Origin of the sequence: Pseudonocardia charpentierae (assembly GCF_031845345.1) — a bacterium.
In the GTDB taxonomy this organism is placed as follows: Bacteria; Actinomycetota; Actinomycetes; order Mycobacteriales; family Pseudonocardiaceae; genus Pseudonocardia; species Pseudonocardia charpentierae.
Window position 1 is genome coordinate 79,564 of record NZ_JAVREJ010000009.1, and the last position, 16,146, is coordinate 95,709.

14 protein-coding genes are annotated in these 16,146 nt (G+C 72.2%); 10 read left to right on the forward strand and 4 right to left on the reverse strand.

The genetic code is table 11. The annotated features are described in order from the left end of the window. Window positions 1–14: 14 nt before the first annotated feature. The 5 genes from pstB to RM445_RS14605 all read left to right on the forward strand — a co-directional run bounded on the left by pstB (window position 15) and on the right by RM445_RS14605 (window position 4,600). Window positions 15–794, forward strand: coding sequence for a phosphate ABC transporter ATP-binding protein PstB (gene pstB, locus RM445_RS14585; RefSeq protein WP_311556784.1), 780 nt, complete (start codon window positions 15–17; stop codon window positions 792–794). A gap of 42 nt (window positions 795–836) precedes the next feature. After that, window positions 837–1,253 carry a hypothetical protein gene (locus RM445_RS14590; protein WP_311556785.1) on the forward strand — a complete coding sequence of 139 codons (417 nt, stop codon included), beginning with the start codon at window positions 837–839 and terminating at the stop codon, window positions 1,251–1,253. Between the two features lie 27 nt (window positions 1,254–1,280). After that, window positions 1,281–3,263: a CehA/McbA family metallohydrolase gene (locus tag RM445_RS14595; RefSeq protein WP_311556786.1), complete on the forward strand. Its 1,983-nt coding sequence runs from the start codon at window positions 1,281–1,283 to the stop codon at window positions 3,261–3,263. A gap of 68 nt (window positions 3,264–3,331) precedes the next feature. Beyond that, the gene (locus RM445_RS14600; RefSeq protein WP_311556787.1) at window positions 3,332–3,520 is read left to right on the forward strand and encodes a hypothetical protein; all 189 of its coding nucleotides are present in this window, start codon (window positions 3,332–3,334) and stop codon (window positions 3,518–3,520) included. A gap of 9 nt (window positions 3,521–3,529) precedes the next feature. Beyond that, on the forward strand, window positions 3,530–4,600 hold the full coding sequence (locus RM445_RS14605; protein ID WP_311556788.1) for a LacI family DNA-binding transcriptional regulator: 1,071 nt from the start codon (window positions 3,530–3,532) through the stop codon (window positions 4,598–4,600). Between the two features lie 43 nt (window positions 4,601–4,643). Here the strand turns inward: RM445_RS14605 and RM445_RS14610 are convergent, their stop codons facing one another. Beyond that, window positions 4,644–4,901 (reverse strand): hypothetical protein, encoded by a 258-nt coding sequence (locus tag RM445_RS14610; RefSeq protein ID WP_311556789.1) that lies wholly within the window; start codon window positions 4,899–4,901, stop codon window positions 4,644–4,646. Between the two features lie 348 nt (window positions 4,902–5,249). Between RM445_RS14610 and RM445_RS14615 the strand changes: the two genes are divergently transcribed. The 5 genes from RM445_RS14615 (at window position 5,250) to RM445_RS14635 (ending at window position 10,525) form a co-directional block, all read left to right on the forward strand. Continuing rightward, window positions 5,250–5,990, forward strand: coding sequence for a hypothetical protein (locus tag RM445_RS14615; RefSeq protein ID WP_311556790.1), 741 nt, complete (start codon window positions 5,250–5,252; stop codon window positions 5,988–5,990). A 141-nt stretch (window positions 5,991–6,131) separates the two neighbouring features. Continuing rightward, on the forward strand, window positions 6,132–6,545 hold the full coding sequence (locus RM445_RS14620) for a hypothetical protein (protein ID WP_311556791.1): 414 nt from the start codon (window positions 6,132–6,134) through the stop codon (window positions 6,543–6,545). A gap of 155 nt (window positions 6,546–6,700) precedes the next feature. Further along, the gene (locus RM445_RS14625; protein ID WP_311556792.1) at window positions 6,701–8,344 is read left to right on the forward strand and encodes a PEP-utilizing enzyme; all 1,644 of its coding nucleotides are present in this window, start codon (window positions 6,701–6,703) and stop codon (window positions 8,342–8,344) included. After that, entirely contained in the window at window positions 8,344–9,141 is a 798-nt protein-coding gene (locus tag RM445_RS14630; protein ID WP_311556901.1) for a PEP/pyruvate-binding domain-containing protein, read from the forward strand. Before RM445_RS14625 ends, RM445_RS14630 begins: the two co-directional genes overlap by 1 nt. After that, window positions 9,134–10,525 carry an MFS transporter gene (locus RM445_RS14635; RefSeq protein WP_311556793.1) on the forward strand — a complete coding sequence of 464 codons (1,392 nt, stop codon included), beginning with the start codon at window positions 9,134–9,136 and terminating at the stop codon, window positions 10,523–10,525. Before RM445_RS14630 ends, RM445_RS14635 begins: the two co-directional genes overlap by 8 nt. A gap of 40 nt (window positions 10,526–10,565) precedes the next feature. On the opposite strand, the gene nrfD is transcribed toward RM445_RS14635, so the two are convergent. The 3 genes from nrfD to fdh all read right to left on the reverse strand — a co-directional run bounded on the left by nrfD (window position 10,566) and on the right by fdh (window position 16,092). Next, on the reverse strand, window positions 10,566–11,591 hold the full coding sequence (gene nrfD, locus RM445_RS14640; RefSeq protein WP_397469310.1) for an NrfD/PsrC family molybdoenzyme membrane anchor subunit: 1,026 nt from the start codon (window positions 11,589–11,591) through the stop codon (window positions 10,566–10,568). Window positions 11,592–11,665: 74 nt separating this feature from the next. After that, a complete protein-coding gene (locus RM445_RS14645; protein WP_311556794.1) occupies window positions 11,666–12,739 on the reverse strand; it encodes a 4Fe-4S dicluster domain-containing protein in 1,074 nt (357 codons plus the stop codon). Then, window positions 12,736–16,092, reverse strand: a complete 3,357-nt coding sequence (fdh, locus tag RM445_RS14650) for a formate dehydrogenase (RefSeq protein WP_311556795.1) — start codon at window positions 16,090–16,092, stop codon at window positions 12,736–12,738. Before fdh ends, RM445_RS14645 begins: the two co-directional genes overlap by 4 nt. Between the last annotated feature and the right edge of the window lie 54 nt (window positions 16,093–16,146).

Below are 16,146 nucleotides of genomic sequence, written 5' to 3' on the forward strand. Positions count from 1 at the left end.
AGAGGACGCATCCCATGAGCAAGAGCATCGAGGTCGAGAACCTCAACATCTACTACGGCTCGTTCCTGGCCGTGGAAGACGTCACCATGACGATCCGGCCGCAGACGGTCACCGCGCTGATCGGCCCGTCGGGCTGTGGCAAGTCGACGTTCCTGCGCTCGATCAACCGCATGCACGAGGTCATCCCGGGCGCGCGCGTCGAGGGCAAGCTGGCGCTCGACGGCCGCGACCTCTACGGCCCCGGGGTGGACCCGGTCGGCGTCCGCCGGCAGGTCGGGATGGTGTTCCAGCGGCCGAACCCGTTCCCCACGATGTCGATCTACGACAACGTCATCGCGGGCATGCGGCTGAACAACAAGCGGGCGAAGAAGAACGTCCTCGACGAGCTGGTCGAGAAGTCGCTGCGGGGCGCGAACCTCTGGAAGGAGGTCAAGGACCGGCTCGAGAAGCCCGGTTCCGGCCTCTCCGGCGGCCAGCAGCAGCGCCTGTGCATCGCCCGCGCGATCGCCGTGCAGCCCGACGTGCTGCTGATGGACGAGCCCTGCTCGGCGCTGGACCCGATCTCCACGCTCGCGATCGAAGACCTGATCAACGAGCTGAAGACCGACTACACGATCGTCATCGTCACCCACAACATGCAGCAGGCCGCGCGGGTGAGCGACTACACCGGGTTCTTCAACATCGAGGGCACCGGCAAGCCCGGCAAGCTCGTCGAGATGGACGAGACCCGGACGATGTTCTCCCAGCCGAGCCAGAAGGCGACCGAGGACTACGTGTCGGGCCGCTTCGGATAATCCTCCCGCGCGGTCCCGGCCCGGCTCGGCGATCATGGCTGGGTGGCATGGCTGGTCGTCCACCTGGCAGCGGTCGCGGTGCTGGCCGGGGTCGGCTGGGTGGTGCAGCTCGTCGTGTACCCGGCGTTCCGGCTCGTCGGGGCGGACGAGTGGGTGCGCTACCACGGCACGCACACGCAGGCGATCTCCTGGGTCGTGGCGCTGCCCTGGTTCGTGCAGGGGGTGTCGACGGCAGCGCTGCTGATCGCGCCGGCCGCAGGCGGTCGGCCCGCGGCGGTGGTCCTCGCCGTCCTCGCCCTGGTCACGGTGGTGGCGACCGTCCTGACGGCGGTGCCCGCGCACGGCCGCCTGGCTGCGTCGCGCAACGCCGCCGACGTCGCTGTGCTCCTCCGGGCCAACCTCGTGCGCACGCTGGCGTGGACGGGGTCGACCGTGTTCGCGGCTGCGCTGCTGGTCTGAGCTGCGAGCAGTGCGACCCTGTCCGCCGTGTGCTGCCACGACGACGACGCGCTGGACCTTCCTCCCGCAGTGATCGAGATGCTCGCGCGCTACCGGCGGATGCGCGCCGAGCAGGGCGTCGGTTGGGGCGAAGAGGCGTTCCCGGACATGTTCCGGTGGGCGCGGTTCTCCCGCCTCGGCCCGGCGTTCGCCGAGTTCTCCGCGTCCGGCGACTGGGCGGGGGCGGTACGGGCCGCCGTGGGCGACGAGGTCCCGCCGGGGCTCGCGTTGGTGACGGTCGGCGCGGACGGCGCGCTCACCGCACGCACCGGTCCGCGCCGGCCGGTCGTCCGCGGCGCGACGGTGCAGGTCGACGTCGTCGTCGACTCCGCGGCCGACTGCGACCTGGTGGTCATCGTCGACGGCGTGGAGGTGCCGGTTCCGGCAGGCGGGGCCGGCCTGCGGACGGTCGACGCCACCGGTCCGGTGCTGGTCACCTGCGGAACGGCCCGGTGCACGGTCGACGCCGTGGTCCCGACCGCCGCGGCCACGCTCCGGCTCGTCAGCCCGCACGGCGCCCGCTGGTCGGTGACCGACGCGACCGACGGTGCCTGGTTCGCCGAGGGCGTCCCCGCCAAGTGGGACTCCGACGACCGCCCGTTCTTCCACACCGACCCGGGCGCGGTGGAGATGCGGGTGCCGGCCGGTCCGCTGCACGTCGTCGCCGCACGCGGGATCGAGTTCGCGCGGCAGGAGTTCGACGTCGAGCCGGCGGCCGGGGACGCCGTGACCGTCGAGTACGACCCCGTGCGGCGCTTCGACCCGGCCGCCGACGGCTGGTACGGCGCCGACCTGCACGTCCACCTCAACTACAGCGGCGACCACGTGCTGGAGCCCGCCGACGCCGTCCGGATGCAGCGCGGCGAGGGGCTTGCGCTCATGCATCTCACCGCCGGGAACCTGGGCGGTGCGCTCGTCTACGACCTGGAGCTGTTGGAGGCGACGGCGGGCGCGGACCTGCAGGCCGGCGACGCGCTCGTCCGCTCGGGGCTGGAGTTCCGCAACCCGCTGCTCGGGCACGTGCACGGCCTGGGCCTGACCGGGGTCCCCGAGCTGCGCTACACCGGCGAGGAGGGCACCGACCACCCCTGGGACTGGCCGCCGAACAGCGCGGCCTGCGGACAGATGCGCGATCTCGGGGCGGTCACCACCTACGCGCACCCGGTGTTCGCCCCGGGAGACGACCCGGACGACCTGTTCCGCCCCTTCCGCATGGTCGAGGCCCGCGAGCTGGTGGCCGACGCCGCGCTCGGCCTGGTCGACGCCGTCGAGCTCGTCTCCTGCTTCGACGACCGCGGAGCCCTGGTGCTCTACCACCACCTGCTGTCGTGCGGGCTGCGGCTGGCGGCGACCGCGGGCACCGACACCTTCCTGTCGTTCGCCCGCGGCCCCGCCCCGGCGTCGAACCCGCCGGGCTGGGGCCGGATGTACGCACAGCTTTGGGACGCGCCGCTGAGCACCGCGGCGTTCACCGACGCGGTCCGCGCCGGGCGCACCGTCGTCACCAACGGGCCGTGGCTGACCCTGGACGTCGACGGCCACGGCCCGGGTGCCGTGCTGGACCGCCGGCCGGGGGAGCGGGTCGCGGTGCGGGCCCGGGTGGAGGGGAGCGGGGTCGAGCAGCTGGTGCTCTACGGGCCGGACGGCGTGCTCGCCTCCGGCACCGGCGAGCTGGAGCACGAACTGACGGTCGACGACGGGCTCTGGCTCGCCGCCGCGGCGCACGGCGGCTCCGATCCGCACACCGTCGGCGCGCCGGTGTTCGCCCACACGACCCCGGTGTACGTCGACGTCGACGGCCGGCGCGTCGCCCGGGCGGCGTCGGCGCGCTGGTGCCTGGGGCTGCTCGACGGACTCCAGGGGCTGGCGGCCGAGCAGGGCCGGTTCGATCCCGGGGAGAAGGAGCGCCAGTTCGGCGACCTGGTGGCAGTGCTGGACCGCGCCCGGAGCTTCTATCAAGAAGTCTCTTGACCGCTATAGAAGCAGGGCGTACTTTACCGCTATAGCCAGCCGTACGACCTGCTTCCGAGGAGATCGACATGAACGCCCTGCCCGCCCTGACAACCATCGTCGTCGACGCCATGCGCAGCCAGTTCGCCATGAACGAACCGCCGGTGCCCGACTGGAAACCGCGGCCGGCGATGCCGTCCCGGGCCCGGCTCGCGCTCGCCGGACTGCTGGAGCGTGCTGCCCATGCCGTGGCTCCGGCCGGGTACCGCCCGGCCTAGGCTCGGTGTGTGGCGAGGGTGACGCTGAAGACGGTGGCCGAGCGCGTCGGGGTCAGTCCGATGACGGTCTCCAACGCGTTCTCCCGCCCGGACCAGCTCTCGGCCGCGTTGCGCGAGAAGATCCTCGCCACCGCGGCCGAGCTGGGCTACGTCGGTCCCGATCCCGCCGCCCGCACGCTCGCGCGGGGGTCGACCGGGACCGTCGGGATCCTCTTCCACGGCACGCCCCGCTACGCCCTGTCCGACGATTTCGGCGCGCTCTTCCTCGCGGTCATCGCGGAGGAGCTGGGCCGCGGCGGACTGGCTCTCACCCTGCTGCCCAACCTGGGCACGCGGGACGTCCTGCCGGTCCGTGACGTCGCCATGGACGGCGCGATCATCTACTCCTGCAGCCCGGCCGACGAGAGCGTCGAGTGGCTGCGCCGCCGTCAGCTGCCGCTCGTGCTGGTCGACCAGCCTCAGGATGACCACTTTCCCAGCGTGAACGTCGACGACCGCGCCGGTGCCCGAGCGGCGGCCATGCATCTCGTCGAGCTGGGACACCGACGGATCGCGCTGCTCGCCGCCGGTCCGGAGGCGTTGGCGAACCCGACGGACTGGTACGTCCCGCGCGAGCGCCTGCGTGGCTGGCACGATGTGCTGGACCCGGCCGGAATCACGCCGGCGCTGCGGTACGTCGAGAAGTCGGCAGGGGAGGCGGCGTACACCGCGGCCCGCGAGCTGCTTGCCGGACCGGACCGGCCCACGGCGGTGCTCGCCTTCTCCGACGCCATCGCCGCGGACGTGCTGCGCGCCGCCGACGACCTCGGCCTGCGGGTTCCCCGCGACGTGTCGGTGGTCGGGTTCGACGACTCACCGGTCGCCCGACGCCTCGTCCCGGCCCTGTCCACCGTGCGCCAGGACGTGGTCGAGAAGGGCACCACGGCGGCGGCGGAGCTGGTGGCGGCGGTGCGGGCACGCCGCGCGGGTGACGACCCGCCGGTCCGGCACCACCTGCTGCGGACCGAGCTGGTGCTCCGCGAGTCGACGGCGCCGCCCGCGGAGGTCAATCACGGAACGAACGGCACGTTCGTCGGATAGGTTCCGACGAACGTGCCGCTCGTCCGTGTAGATACTTCCTGGGTCAGCGACGCGCGCGGCTCCGGAAGGAAGCTCCGACGCCTGCGAGGTGCAGGGCGACGGCCACGAAACCGGCGAGCTCGAAGAACGTGACGTCGAGCGGGCCCAGGGACAGGCCGGACAGGTGCAGCAGCAGTGCGATCACGAACAGCACGGCGGCGACGATTGCGGTGATGACGGCCTCCTCAGAACGTTGGGTGCTGTAGTGATTCCCGGCTCCGGTCTCGCTGGGGCGTCGGATCGGCAACGCGATGACGACCATCTCGCTCGATCGGGTGCACCCGCATCGGCGACCCCGCTACTGCGCCGGTGGGATGGGTCGATGCTCGCGGCCATCCGTGGCGCCGTTCCGCCGGACGAAGACGACCGCGGTCGCTGACGGGTAGTTCCCGGCTTCACTCGTCCGTGCGCTAGCCCGATCGTTGGATGACAAGACGACCGAATGGTCGTGCGTGCAGCCCGCCATGTGCACTTTCCGTGTCGACCTCATGGCCGATGGTGATCATGGCATCTGTCGTCCGGCATCGGACCTTCACAGGGCGGCGTCGGATTGATCACGCGATCAGTGCATCAGGCAACTTTCTCGGTGAAACGGGGGAAGACCGGTTTCATGGACGGGGACGAGGAGCGGTCGAGCGGGGTCACCCTGTGCGACGACAGGCCGGAGACCGAGGCGGAGGCGTCGGGGGACGCCGCCCCGGTTGACGTCGAGGAGGAGTTGTCGGCCGAACCGGCGGAGGACGCGCCGGTCGACGACGTGTCGGAAGCGGTGACGCCTGCCGAGGATCTCGTCGACGACGTACCCGCGCCGGCAGGGGTCGTTCTGCCCGTCGAGGCGCCGGACGCCCTCGCCGAGGCGGCGCCGTTCGCCGTTGATGACGGCGACTATGTGCCCGTCGGCGGCGCCGCAGCCGGCGGTGCCGCGATGGCGGTGTTCGAGTTCGACCCGCCCGAGGTGGCGAGGGTGATCACCCTGCCCCGGGCCGAGCCGGCACTCCCGCGGCGCGGCTCGTACCTGCGGCGCGGTGTCGCCGCGATCGTCGGCGTCGGCTTCGTCGCCCTCGCCGTCACGGCCTTCTCCTGGATCGCACCCTCACCCGAGGCCGCGAACCGACGCTTCGTCGACGCCGCGCAGTCCGAGGGGCACCTGGTCACCTCGAACGAGCAGCAGTCGCTGCTGGTCACGGCGGCACGCAAGATCTGCGACCGCAGATACGCCGGACACATCTCGGACGAAGACCGCCGCGCCACCGCCCTCACCAGTGCCGAGATCGGCGCCGTCGGCGCGGCCTTCGGCGCCGACACCCGCGACTTCACCTCGCTCGCGCTCAAGACGTACTGCTCGCGGTAGAGCCCTACCGCAAACGCTCGACATCACCGGTGGTTGCGCCGAACGGCGGCGTACCACCCGGACGAGTGGTGCTCCGAAGGTCGGAACCCGGGTAGATCAATAACTCGGACGGCCGGAGGAGTGGTACCACCCCGCTCCCGCATGGCACCGGGGGGAGCGATGGGCGGGTACACGAGATCGGACAGAGCGGGCCAGGGCAGGCACCGGGCGAAAGCGCCACTGGGGCCACGACTGCGGCGGGCCACCGTCGTGCTCGTCGCCTCCATGGGGGCGATGCTCGGACTGTCGGCCGCCGGCGTGGCGGAACCCCCCGCGGCGGCGGTGGACCAGCGGTTCCTCGTCGACGTCCGCGAGCGGGGCCACGTCGTCGCGGTGGGTACGGACGAGGAGCTGCTGGTGTCGGCGGCACGCAAACTCTGCAAGCGGCGCGACACCCAGACCTACGAGAAGCGCCGGACGGCGACGCTGAACAGCGACGAGCTCGAGGCCGTGCAGCGCTCCTTCGGCGGCGATTCGCAGGCCTTCATCAAGCTGGCGACGAGGTCCTACTGCTGACTGGTGCGATTCCTTCGCGAACTCCAGCCGACCAGGGGATGGACCGCCGGTAAACGCATGGTTAACGCTGTCGTCGTCGAGGGCGAGTCCTCCATCGGCCGGTGATGACACCCGGCCGAGGGCGACGCACCGGTCGGCGGGCGGAGGGAGCCCCTGTGGACGACGAGACGTTCAATCCACCCAACGACGGCACCTGGGAGCTGGACACCACGCACATGTCCAGACCGATCAGCTGGTTCGCCAGGTCGGCGCTGGTCTCGGGCATGCCGCGCGGGTTCGCGCAGGGACTGGCGCGCTACGGGCTGCTGCTGGGTCGCTACGAGGTGGCCGTGATCGGCGGGTTCATGTACGCCCAGCCCGTCCCGTTCGGAGCGGACGGTACGGCGAGCCCCGAGCAGATGCAGGCGCGGATCGCGACGTCGGCACGAGCGTTCACCGAGCGGTTCTGGCGGGAGGACCTCGACCACTGGGACGAGGTGGTCAAGCCCGGCGCCGTGGCGGCGCATCAGGACCTGCAGGCCGTCGATCCCGCCTCTCTGTCGGACGGCGAGCTGGCCGAGCACGTCGTCCGGTGCCGCGATCACCTCGAGGCGATGTTCGAGCTGCACCATCGCTACAGCGCACCCTCCCTGATGGCGACCGGCGACTTCCTCGCCGCCGCGATGGCATGGACCGGCGCCACAGCGGGCGAGCTCATGGGCCTGCTGCGCGGCACCTCGGCCATCTCCACCGGTTTCGCCACCACCGAGCTGGACGCACTGGCCGACGCCGTCGCCGCGTCCGACTCGGCGCGGACGGCCCTGGCGTCATCGGGCGACGCCGAGGCCGTGCTCTCCGCGCTCACCGTCGACCCCGATGCCGGTCCTGCGGCGCAGGCGTACCTCGACGCCGTCCGCAACCGGTCGATCGGCTACGACGTCGGCGAGCCGTCGGCGGGCGAGCTGCCCGCGATGCTGGTCGGCGCGATCCGTGCCGCCGTGGCGAGTCGGAAGTCGGGAACCGGCAACGCCGAGGGGGACGTAGCGCTCACCCGGATCCGCGCACGCGTGCCCGCCGAGCATCTCGCGGACTTCGACGACCGCCTCCACGAGGCGCGGCTGGCCAACCGGCTCCGGGACGAGCGGGCCACTTACTCCGACGGTTGGGCCGTCGGCCTCGCCCGCCGCGCCCTGCTCGAGGCCGGCCGCCGGCTCGCCGCCCGGGGTGACCTCGCCGACCCGGTACAGGCGGTCGATGCCGACGCCGCGGAACTCGCGGCGCTGCTCCGAGGCGAGCCGGGCCCGAGTGCAGACACGGTGGCGAGGCGATCCTGGCTCCGGACCTCCCGGACCGTCGACGACGCCCCGCCGCTCCTCGGCCCGCCGCCGGTACCGCCGCCGCCGCTGGAAGCGCTCCCGGAGCCCGCCCGCCGTGCCACGCTCGCCGTCAATGCGGCGTTGATGAACCTGTTCGGCGTCCCGGACACCTCCAACTCCGCAACCGTGATCCACGGCCTCGCGGTCAACACGGGCGTCTACGAGGGGCCGGCCCGGCTCGTCGCCGACTCGGCGGACTTCGACCGCGTGCAGCGGGGCGACGTCCTCGTGACCCGGATGACCTCGCCGTACTTCACGGTCGTCCTGCCGCTGCTCGGTGCGATCGTCACCGACCGGGGCGGGCAGCTCAGCCACGCCGCCATCGTGGCACGTGAGTACGGGATCCCCGGAATCGTCGGCACCCGCGACGCCACGCGCCTGATCCCGGACGGTGCCCGCGTGCGGGTCGACGGGAAGACCGGCGAGGTGCGGTTGCTCGGGTGATGCTTCCGTTGGCCGACGTCACGGACCCGATGGCGTTCGGCGGCAAGGCGGTGGCGCTCGGGTCGGCCATCCGGGCCGGGCTTCCCGTGCCGGACGGCGTCGCGTTGTCCGTCGACACCGTCGAGGCTGTCGTCCGAGCGGATCCGGACGTCGTTCCGGCACTGCACAGGGTCTGCTCGGCGGGCGGTCCGCGCGCCGTCCGGTCCAGCGCGGTCGGCGAGGACTCCGCCGGCGCCAGCTTCGCCGGCGCGCATTGCACGGTGCTCGGGGTGTGTGACCCCGAGGCCGTCGTCGCGGCCGTGCGCCGCGTGCACGCATCTGCCGACGCACCGCAAGCCCGTGCCTACCGGGCGCAGCTCGGGCTCGGGCCGGCCCGGATGGGTGTCGTGGTCCAGGAACTCGTGCCCGCCGACGTCGCCGGCGTGCTGTTCACCCGCAACCCGGTCACCGGTGCGGCGGAGAGGGTGATCGAGGCGAGCTGGGGGCTGGGCGAGGCGGTCGTGGCCGGTCTCGTCGTCCCCGACCGGTACCGGCTCGATGTTCGGGGCCGGGTGCTGGAACGGGTGACGGGGGAGAAGGACGTGGCTGTGCGGGCCGGCCCCGGCGGTGCGCGCGAGATCGCGGTCGACGACGCGGAGGTGCACGCGCCCTGCCTGGACGACGCCCAGCTCGCGAAACTGCACGCCCTCGCGGAAGCCTGTGACGCCGTCTACGGCACGGGTGACCACGACATCGAGTTCGCCTTCCACGCCGGCGCGGTGTTCCTGCTCCAGCGGCGGCCGATCACCGGTGGGTGAACACGGCCCGGGACGTGGGCTCGGGGCAGCCCTCCTCGCCTCGTCCTTGATGCCGCTCAACTCCACGATGATCGCTGTCGCACTGCCCGAGATCGCCCGTGAGTTCAGCCGGTCTCCGGGCACCGTGGCGCAGGCCGTGGTCGCGAGCTACCTCGTGGCCGCGATCGTGCTGCAGAGCCCCGGTGGCAAGCTGGGCGACCGGCTCGGACACCGGCGGGTTCTGGCGCTCGGGCAGGTCCTGGTGGCGGCCGGTGCCGTGCTCGGGATGTTCGCCCCGGCGCTCGGCGTCCTGGCGACTGCCCGGGTGCTGATGGCTGCGGGCGGGGCCGCGATCGTGCCGGCGACGGTGGCGCTGTTGCGGATCGAGCTCCCGGAGCATCGGCGGGGGCGGGCGTTCGGGTTGTTCGGGGCCGTCATGTCGTTGGCGGCAGGGATCGGGCCCGTGGTCGGCGGCGAGCTCGTGCGTGCTTTCGGCTGGGCGAGTGTGTTCGCGGTCAACCTGCCCGTCATCGCCGTGTCGGTCCTGCTCGCGGCCATCGCCGGGCACGGGCGAGATCGCGCGGAACCGCGAGCCGCCCAGCGGTTCGACGTGGTCGGGTCCGTGCTGCTCGCGGCGGCGCTGACCGCGCTGGTCCTGGGTCTGGAATCGGCCGGCGCAACGGGTGCCGTGCTGCTGGTCGCCAGCGCCGTGCTGGTCGTGCCCTTCGTGTGGTGGGAACGGCGCGCTGCGGATCCGGTCGTGACGTTCGCCCTGTTCACCTCCGTGTCGTTCACCGCCGGGTCGTTGCTGGTCGCCCTGCAGAACCTGGTGATGTACACGCTGCTGTTCGAGCTGCCTCAGGTGCTCGCCGCGCTGCTCGCGACCGACGCCGCAGCCACGGGCCGGCTGCTGGTGTCGATGATGGCCGCGATGATCGTGGCCTCCTTCCTGGCGGGGCGGCTCACCGACCGGGTCGGGCCGCGGCCGCTCGCCGTCGCCGGCACCCTGACCTGCCTCGCCGCGGTGGCCGTGTTGGCGGCGGGCGACCTGTCGTCGGTGCGCGAGCTGCCGCTTCCGCTGGCGCTCCTGGGGCTCGGGGTCGGATTGGCCACTCCGGCTGCCCAGACGGCATCTCTCGCCGCTGTGCCACGCCGGTACAGCGGAGCGGCTGCGGGCATCGGGTCGACGATGCGCTATCTCGGTGGCGTCGTCGGCGTCGCGCTCCTCGGGCGTCTGGTCGACCTCGGCGGTGACCGGTCCGCGATCCTCGCCGAGCACCGCACCGTCCTGGCCGTCTTCGCCGTGGCGCTGCTGGGTGCTGTGGCGTGTGCGGTCGTCCTGCCCCGTCGGACGGCGTCCCGCGGCTCGGCCCGGGTGCCGGACGACGGAGCCACCGCTCCATGACGCGAACCTCGCTCCACCATCGCGGCGCCCGCGGCGACAGTCAGGAGGTGCGGGCGTTCAGGCGTTCGCGCTGGGGGACCACCACGTACTTCGGGTCCTTCGTCGTCTCGACCCCGGCCTCGTACACCCGGAACCGCTGGCAGGCGCTCCCGGCCAGCAGCGCGAGCCCGGACGCCGCCGCGCCGGCCCGGCTGCGGCCGGCCAGAAGGACCGTGCCCGCGAGCCCGGCGATCGTCAGCCACTCGGCGCCCCGCCCGAAGCGCGCGACGTGCCCGTGCTCGTATGCCTCGCGGATCAGGCCCATCTTGTGCTCCATCACCCGCGACGCGACGAGCTCCTGCGCCGCGCCGACGGCTGCGAACGCCCGCGCGGGACCGTTCTCCTCGACGGGGGCGAAGACCATGCCGAAGCCGCCGCCGCTGGCCGCCGCGGATCCGGTGAACACGAACGGCAGCTCGTCGCGGACCTCGTTCCACCCCGGAACGGCCGTGTGCGACAGGAGCACCGCGGTGTACGAGGCGACGCCGGGCGCGATGGCCGCCGCCGACAGCCCGAGCGGCCGGGCGAGCCGGTTCAGCAGGCGTGCGGGCCAGGTGTTCCGCCACCGCCGCGGCACGAGTTCGTTCACCGCGGCGGCTCCGACCCCGGGCCCGAACGCGGTGAGGACCCACGTGCCGACGCTCATCGGCGACGTCGGCTTGACGACCCGGAGCATGTGGTGGAACCGCTCGGGGCGCCCGAGGTCGCTGACCAGGAACCACAGGCTCGCCAGCAGCCCGGCGAACGAGCCGAGCCAGCTGACGCGGCGCAGTGCTGGCCGGCCGGTCAGGTCTGCGCCCGCCGCGACCACGGCCGTGCCGGCGGCCAGACCGCCGGTGAACAGGTAGGCCGGGATCTCGTGCTTCCACACCGGCGGCTTGAGCACCGGACGGCCGTAATAGGAGCGGAACTCGGCGTCCGGCACCATCGTCTGCTCGCCGCGGCCGCGCTTCCCGGATCGGCGGCGCCGGTCCTGGTGCCCGGCGGTCTCGGCGACGGGACGCCCGCCCTGGATCCCCTGGAACATCGGCGCCTCGTGCGCCTGGGCCCCCTCGCCTGCCTCCTCGTGCGCACGTAACGGGTCGTGCCCGTTGCGATCGTTCACGGCCTACCTCCGACCGCCGTGGACACGAACGCCCCGATCCCGGCCAGCGCGAAGGCCGCGGCCGCCTGGCCCACCTTCTTCCACATGGCCTTCGCATCGCGGGTGACCACGACCGGGTCGGGTGGCAGGCCGTACACCTCGGGCTCGTCGAGCAGCAGGAAGAAGGCGCCGTCGCCGCCGACCCCGTCGTCCGGGTCGCGCCCGTAGAGCCGGGCCTCGGTGACGCCGAGGTCCTGCAGTTGCGCCAGCCGCTGGTCGGCCCGCTCGCGCAGCTCGTCCAGCTTGCCGAACTGGATCGACTGCGTCGGGCAGGCCTGCGCGCAGGCAGGCTCCATGCCGTCGTGCAGCCGGTCGTAGCAGAGCGTGCACTTCTGGGCGCGGCCGTCGTGCGGGCGCCGGTCGATCACGCCGTACGGGCACGCGGACACGCAGTACCCGCACCCGTTGCAGATGTCCTGCTGGACGACGACCGTGCTGAACTCCGTGCGGAACAGCGCGCCGGTCGGGCAGACGTCGAGGCAGGCGGCGTGCGTGCAGTGCTTGCACACGTCCGAGGCCATCAGCCAGCGGAACGACGTGCGCCCTTCCTCGCCGTGCCCGTCGCCGGGGCGGGTGAACGCGGGCATGCCCAGGTTCTCCACCGGTGAGACCCGGGTGGCGGTCTCCTGCGCCGTCGGCAGGGCCTGCGTGCCCAGCTCGCCACCGCCGCGCGGAGCGTGCCGGAGCATCGGCTCGACGGCCTCCGCCGACAACCCCGACCCCGACGCCCCGGTGGGCAGCCCGGCCAGCCCCGGGTCCTGCCGCCCCGTCGACCGAGGTTGTTCGATGAACGCGACGTGCCGCCACGAGTTCGCACCGAGCGAACCGGTGTTGTCGAACGACATTCCCAGCAGGTCCAGCCCGTCTTCCGGGACGGCGTTCCACGTCTTGCACGCCACCTCGCAGGCCTTGCAGCCGATGCAGACCGAGGTGTCGGTGAAGAACCCGACGCGGTCGGGATGGTCGACGGTGTAGCCCGCGTCGCCTGCCGGGTCGGCCAGTGGCCCCGACAAGCTGTTGCGACCCTTCACGACTGCTCCCCGCTGTAGGACCCCTTGGGGTGCGACTCCTCGAGATGCGCGGGGTGCGGCGAGCCCTCGGCGGTGGAGATCACGGTGCCCGTCTCGATCGTGATCCCGGCGCGAGTGCGCAGCTCGCTGATCATCGCCGTCAGCTGCGGGCCGCGCGGCCGGGGGCCCGGCCGGACGTCACACGTGGCGACCTTGCTCTCCTGGATGAAGACGTTCGGGTCGGCGACCACGCCGAACAGGTCGTTCACGACGTCGCCGGTGACGACGCCGTTGCCGCCCCAGTGATACGGCATCCACACCTGGTGCACCACGTTCCCGTCGATGCGCAGCGGCGCCATCCGGTCGGTCACCATGACCCGGGCCTGCACGGCCGTCCGGCTGGTCACGACGTGGCACTCGCCCAGGTGGGTCAGCCCGCGCATGCGGGCCAGCTCGGGCGAGACCTCGACGAACAGCTCGGGCTGCAGCTCCGACAGGTACGGCAGCTGCCGGCTCATCCCGCCCGCCGTGTGGTGCTCGGTGAGCCGCGCGGTGGTGAGCACGAACGGGAACGCGTTCGAGCTGCCGGGGTCGAGCGGGTTCGGGTTCGGGTTCGACGGGTTGTCGAGCCGTCCGTAGACCTTGCCGGTCGGGTTGTTCTGCTGGCCGTAGAGGGGGTTCCGCACCGGCGACTCGAAGGCCTCGTAGTGCGTGGGCAGCGGGCCGTCCATCACGCCGTTCGGTGCGAACAGCCACGCCTTGCCGTCGGCCTGCATGATGAACGCGTCGTCGCCGCGCAGGCCCTTCACCCCGGTCGACCCCTCCTCGGGGACGTGGCCGGGTGCCGTCGTCGGCGGGAAGTCCGGCACGTCGTGGCCGGTCCACTCGCCCTTCTCGGCGTCCCACCAGACCAGCTGCTTGCGCTCGCTCCACGGCCTGCCCTCGGGGTCGGCCGAGCAGCGGTTGTAGAGCACCCGACGGTTCGCGGGCCAGGTCCAGCCCCACTCGGCGTCGTAGGGGCCCTGCTCCCAGTGCGGCTTGCGGCGCGCGGCCTGGTTCACCCCGTCCGCGTACACACCCGCGTAGATCCAGCAGCCGCACGCCGTGGAGCCGTCGTCCTTGAGCTCGAGGAACCCGTTGACGGGCCTGCCGGTGGCGACGTCGTAGCCGTTGATGCGCCGGAGCACGTCTTCGGCCGACGGCTCCGCCCAGGCGCCGCTCTCCCCGGCCGGGGCCTCCTCGACCCGATAGCTCCAGTCGACCTTCTGTACGGGCTCGTCGCGCGGGTCCGTCGACGCCGCGAGCCGCTCCTTGACCATCCGGCCCAGGTGGTAGAAGAACCAGAGGTCCGAGCGCTGGTCGCCGGTCGGCTCGACGGCCTTGTCGCGCCACTGGACCATGCGCTGGGTCTGGGTGAACGTGCCCTCCTTCTCGACGTGCGAGGCGGCGGGGAAGAAGAACACCTCCGTGCGGCACGTCTCGGGGCTGATCTCGCCCGTCTCGATCTCGGGAGAGTCCTTCCAGAACGTGGCGCTCTCGATCATGGCGAGGTCGCGGACGACCACCCAGTCGAGGTTCGCCATGCCCAGGCGCTGCAGCTTCCCGTGTGCCGAGCCGACTGCAGGGTTCTGCCCGAGCAGGAAGTAGCCGAAGATCTTGCCGCCGTCGACCATGTCCATGACCTGGCGATACGTGCCGTGGTCGCCGGTGATCCTCGGCAGGAGGTCGAACCCGAAGTCGTTCTCCGCCATCGCGTGCTCGCCGAAGTACTCCTTGAGCAGCGAGACCATGTAGGCGTCGGCCTCGGACCAGTAGCCCTTCTGCGTGCGGCTGCGCACGGTGTCGAGGTAGCTCGCGAGGTCGTCGTTCTTCTTGGCGCTCGGCATCGGCAGGTAGCCGGGCAGCAGGTTGAACAGCGTCGGGATGTCCGTGGAGCCCTGGATGCTGGCGTGCCCGCGCAGGGCGAACACCCCGCCACCCGGACGGCCGATGTTGCCCAGCAGCAGCTGGATGATCGCGCCGGCGCGGATGTACTGGGCGCCGACGCTGTGCTGCGTCCAGCCGACGCTGTAGACCAGCGCCCCCGTGCGCTCGCGACCCGACGCGCCGACCCACGCCTCGCAGACCGCGCGGAACTGCTCGGGCGGCGTGCCGCAGACCCGCTCGACCATCTCCGGGGTGTAGCGCGCGAAGTGCCGCTTGAGGATCTGGTAGACGCAGCGCGGGTCCTGCAAGGTCAGGTCCTGCGGTAGGCCGTCGGTGGCCTCGACCAGCGGTGCGCCCGCCGCGCCGGTCTGCAGCGGGCGGGTCAGCTCCTGGTGCTCGGCGGAGTCGCCCGAGTCGGGATCGACCTGGTCCGCACCCTGGTACTGCCAGCTGCTGCGGTCGTAGGCCCCGGTGTCCGCGTCGTAGCCGCTGAACAGCCCGTCGAGGTCCTCGGTGTCGCGGAACTCCTCGGAGATCAGGACCGCGGCGTTCGTGTACGCCGTGACGTACTCCCGGAAGTCGAGCTCGTTGGTCAGGATGTAGTTGATCACCCCGCCGAGGAACGCGATGTCAGTGCCCGCTCGGATCGGGACGTAGGCGTCGGCGACCGCGCTGGTGCGAGTGAACCGCGGGTCGACATGGATCACCTGCGCGCCGCGGGCCTTGGCCTCCATCACCCACTGGAACCCGACGGGATGGGCCTCGGCCATGTTCGAGCCCATGATCACGATGCAGTCGGAGTTGACCAGGTCCTGCTGGTAGTCCGTGGCGCCGCCGCGGCCGAAGCTGGTTCCCAGACCGGGAACGGTGGAGCTGTGTCAAATACGGGCCTGGTTCTCGATCTGGATGGCGCCCAACGCGGTGAACAGCTTCTTGATGAGGTAGTTCTCCTCGTTGTCGAGCGCCGCCCCGCCGAGGCTGGCCAGACCCATCGTGCGCCGCACCCGCGCGCCGTTCGCGTCGTGCTCCTCCCAGCCGCGCTCCCGGGCGTCGAGCACCCGGTCGGCGACCATCTCCATCGCCTCGTGCAGGTCGAGGTCCGTCCACTCCGTGGCGTACGGCGCGCGGTACCGGACCTTCGTCTCCCGATGCGGACCGGTGACCAGGCCCAGGCTCGCCGAGCCCTTGGGGCACAGCCGGCCGCGGGAGATCGGGGACGCGGGGTTGCCCTCCACCTGGACGACCTTCTCGTCCTTGACGTAGACCCGCTGGGAGCAGCCGACGGCGCAGTACGGGCAGACGGACTGGGCCATCCGGTCGGCCGTCGCGGTGCGCGGCTCCAGGGTCTTCGAGTGCGGAGACTGCGCGGCCGTGCCTCGGCCGAGCGGGTCGTCGCCCGTCAGCTGCCGATAGACCGGCCACGACTCCAGCCACGTACGCACGCCCATGCCGAACTCCTTACCCCGACGAGCTTGATCCGATGCGGGGCGGCCGCTCCTCGC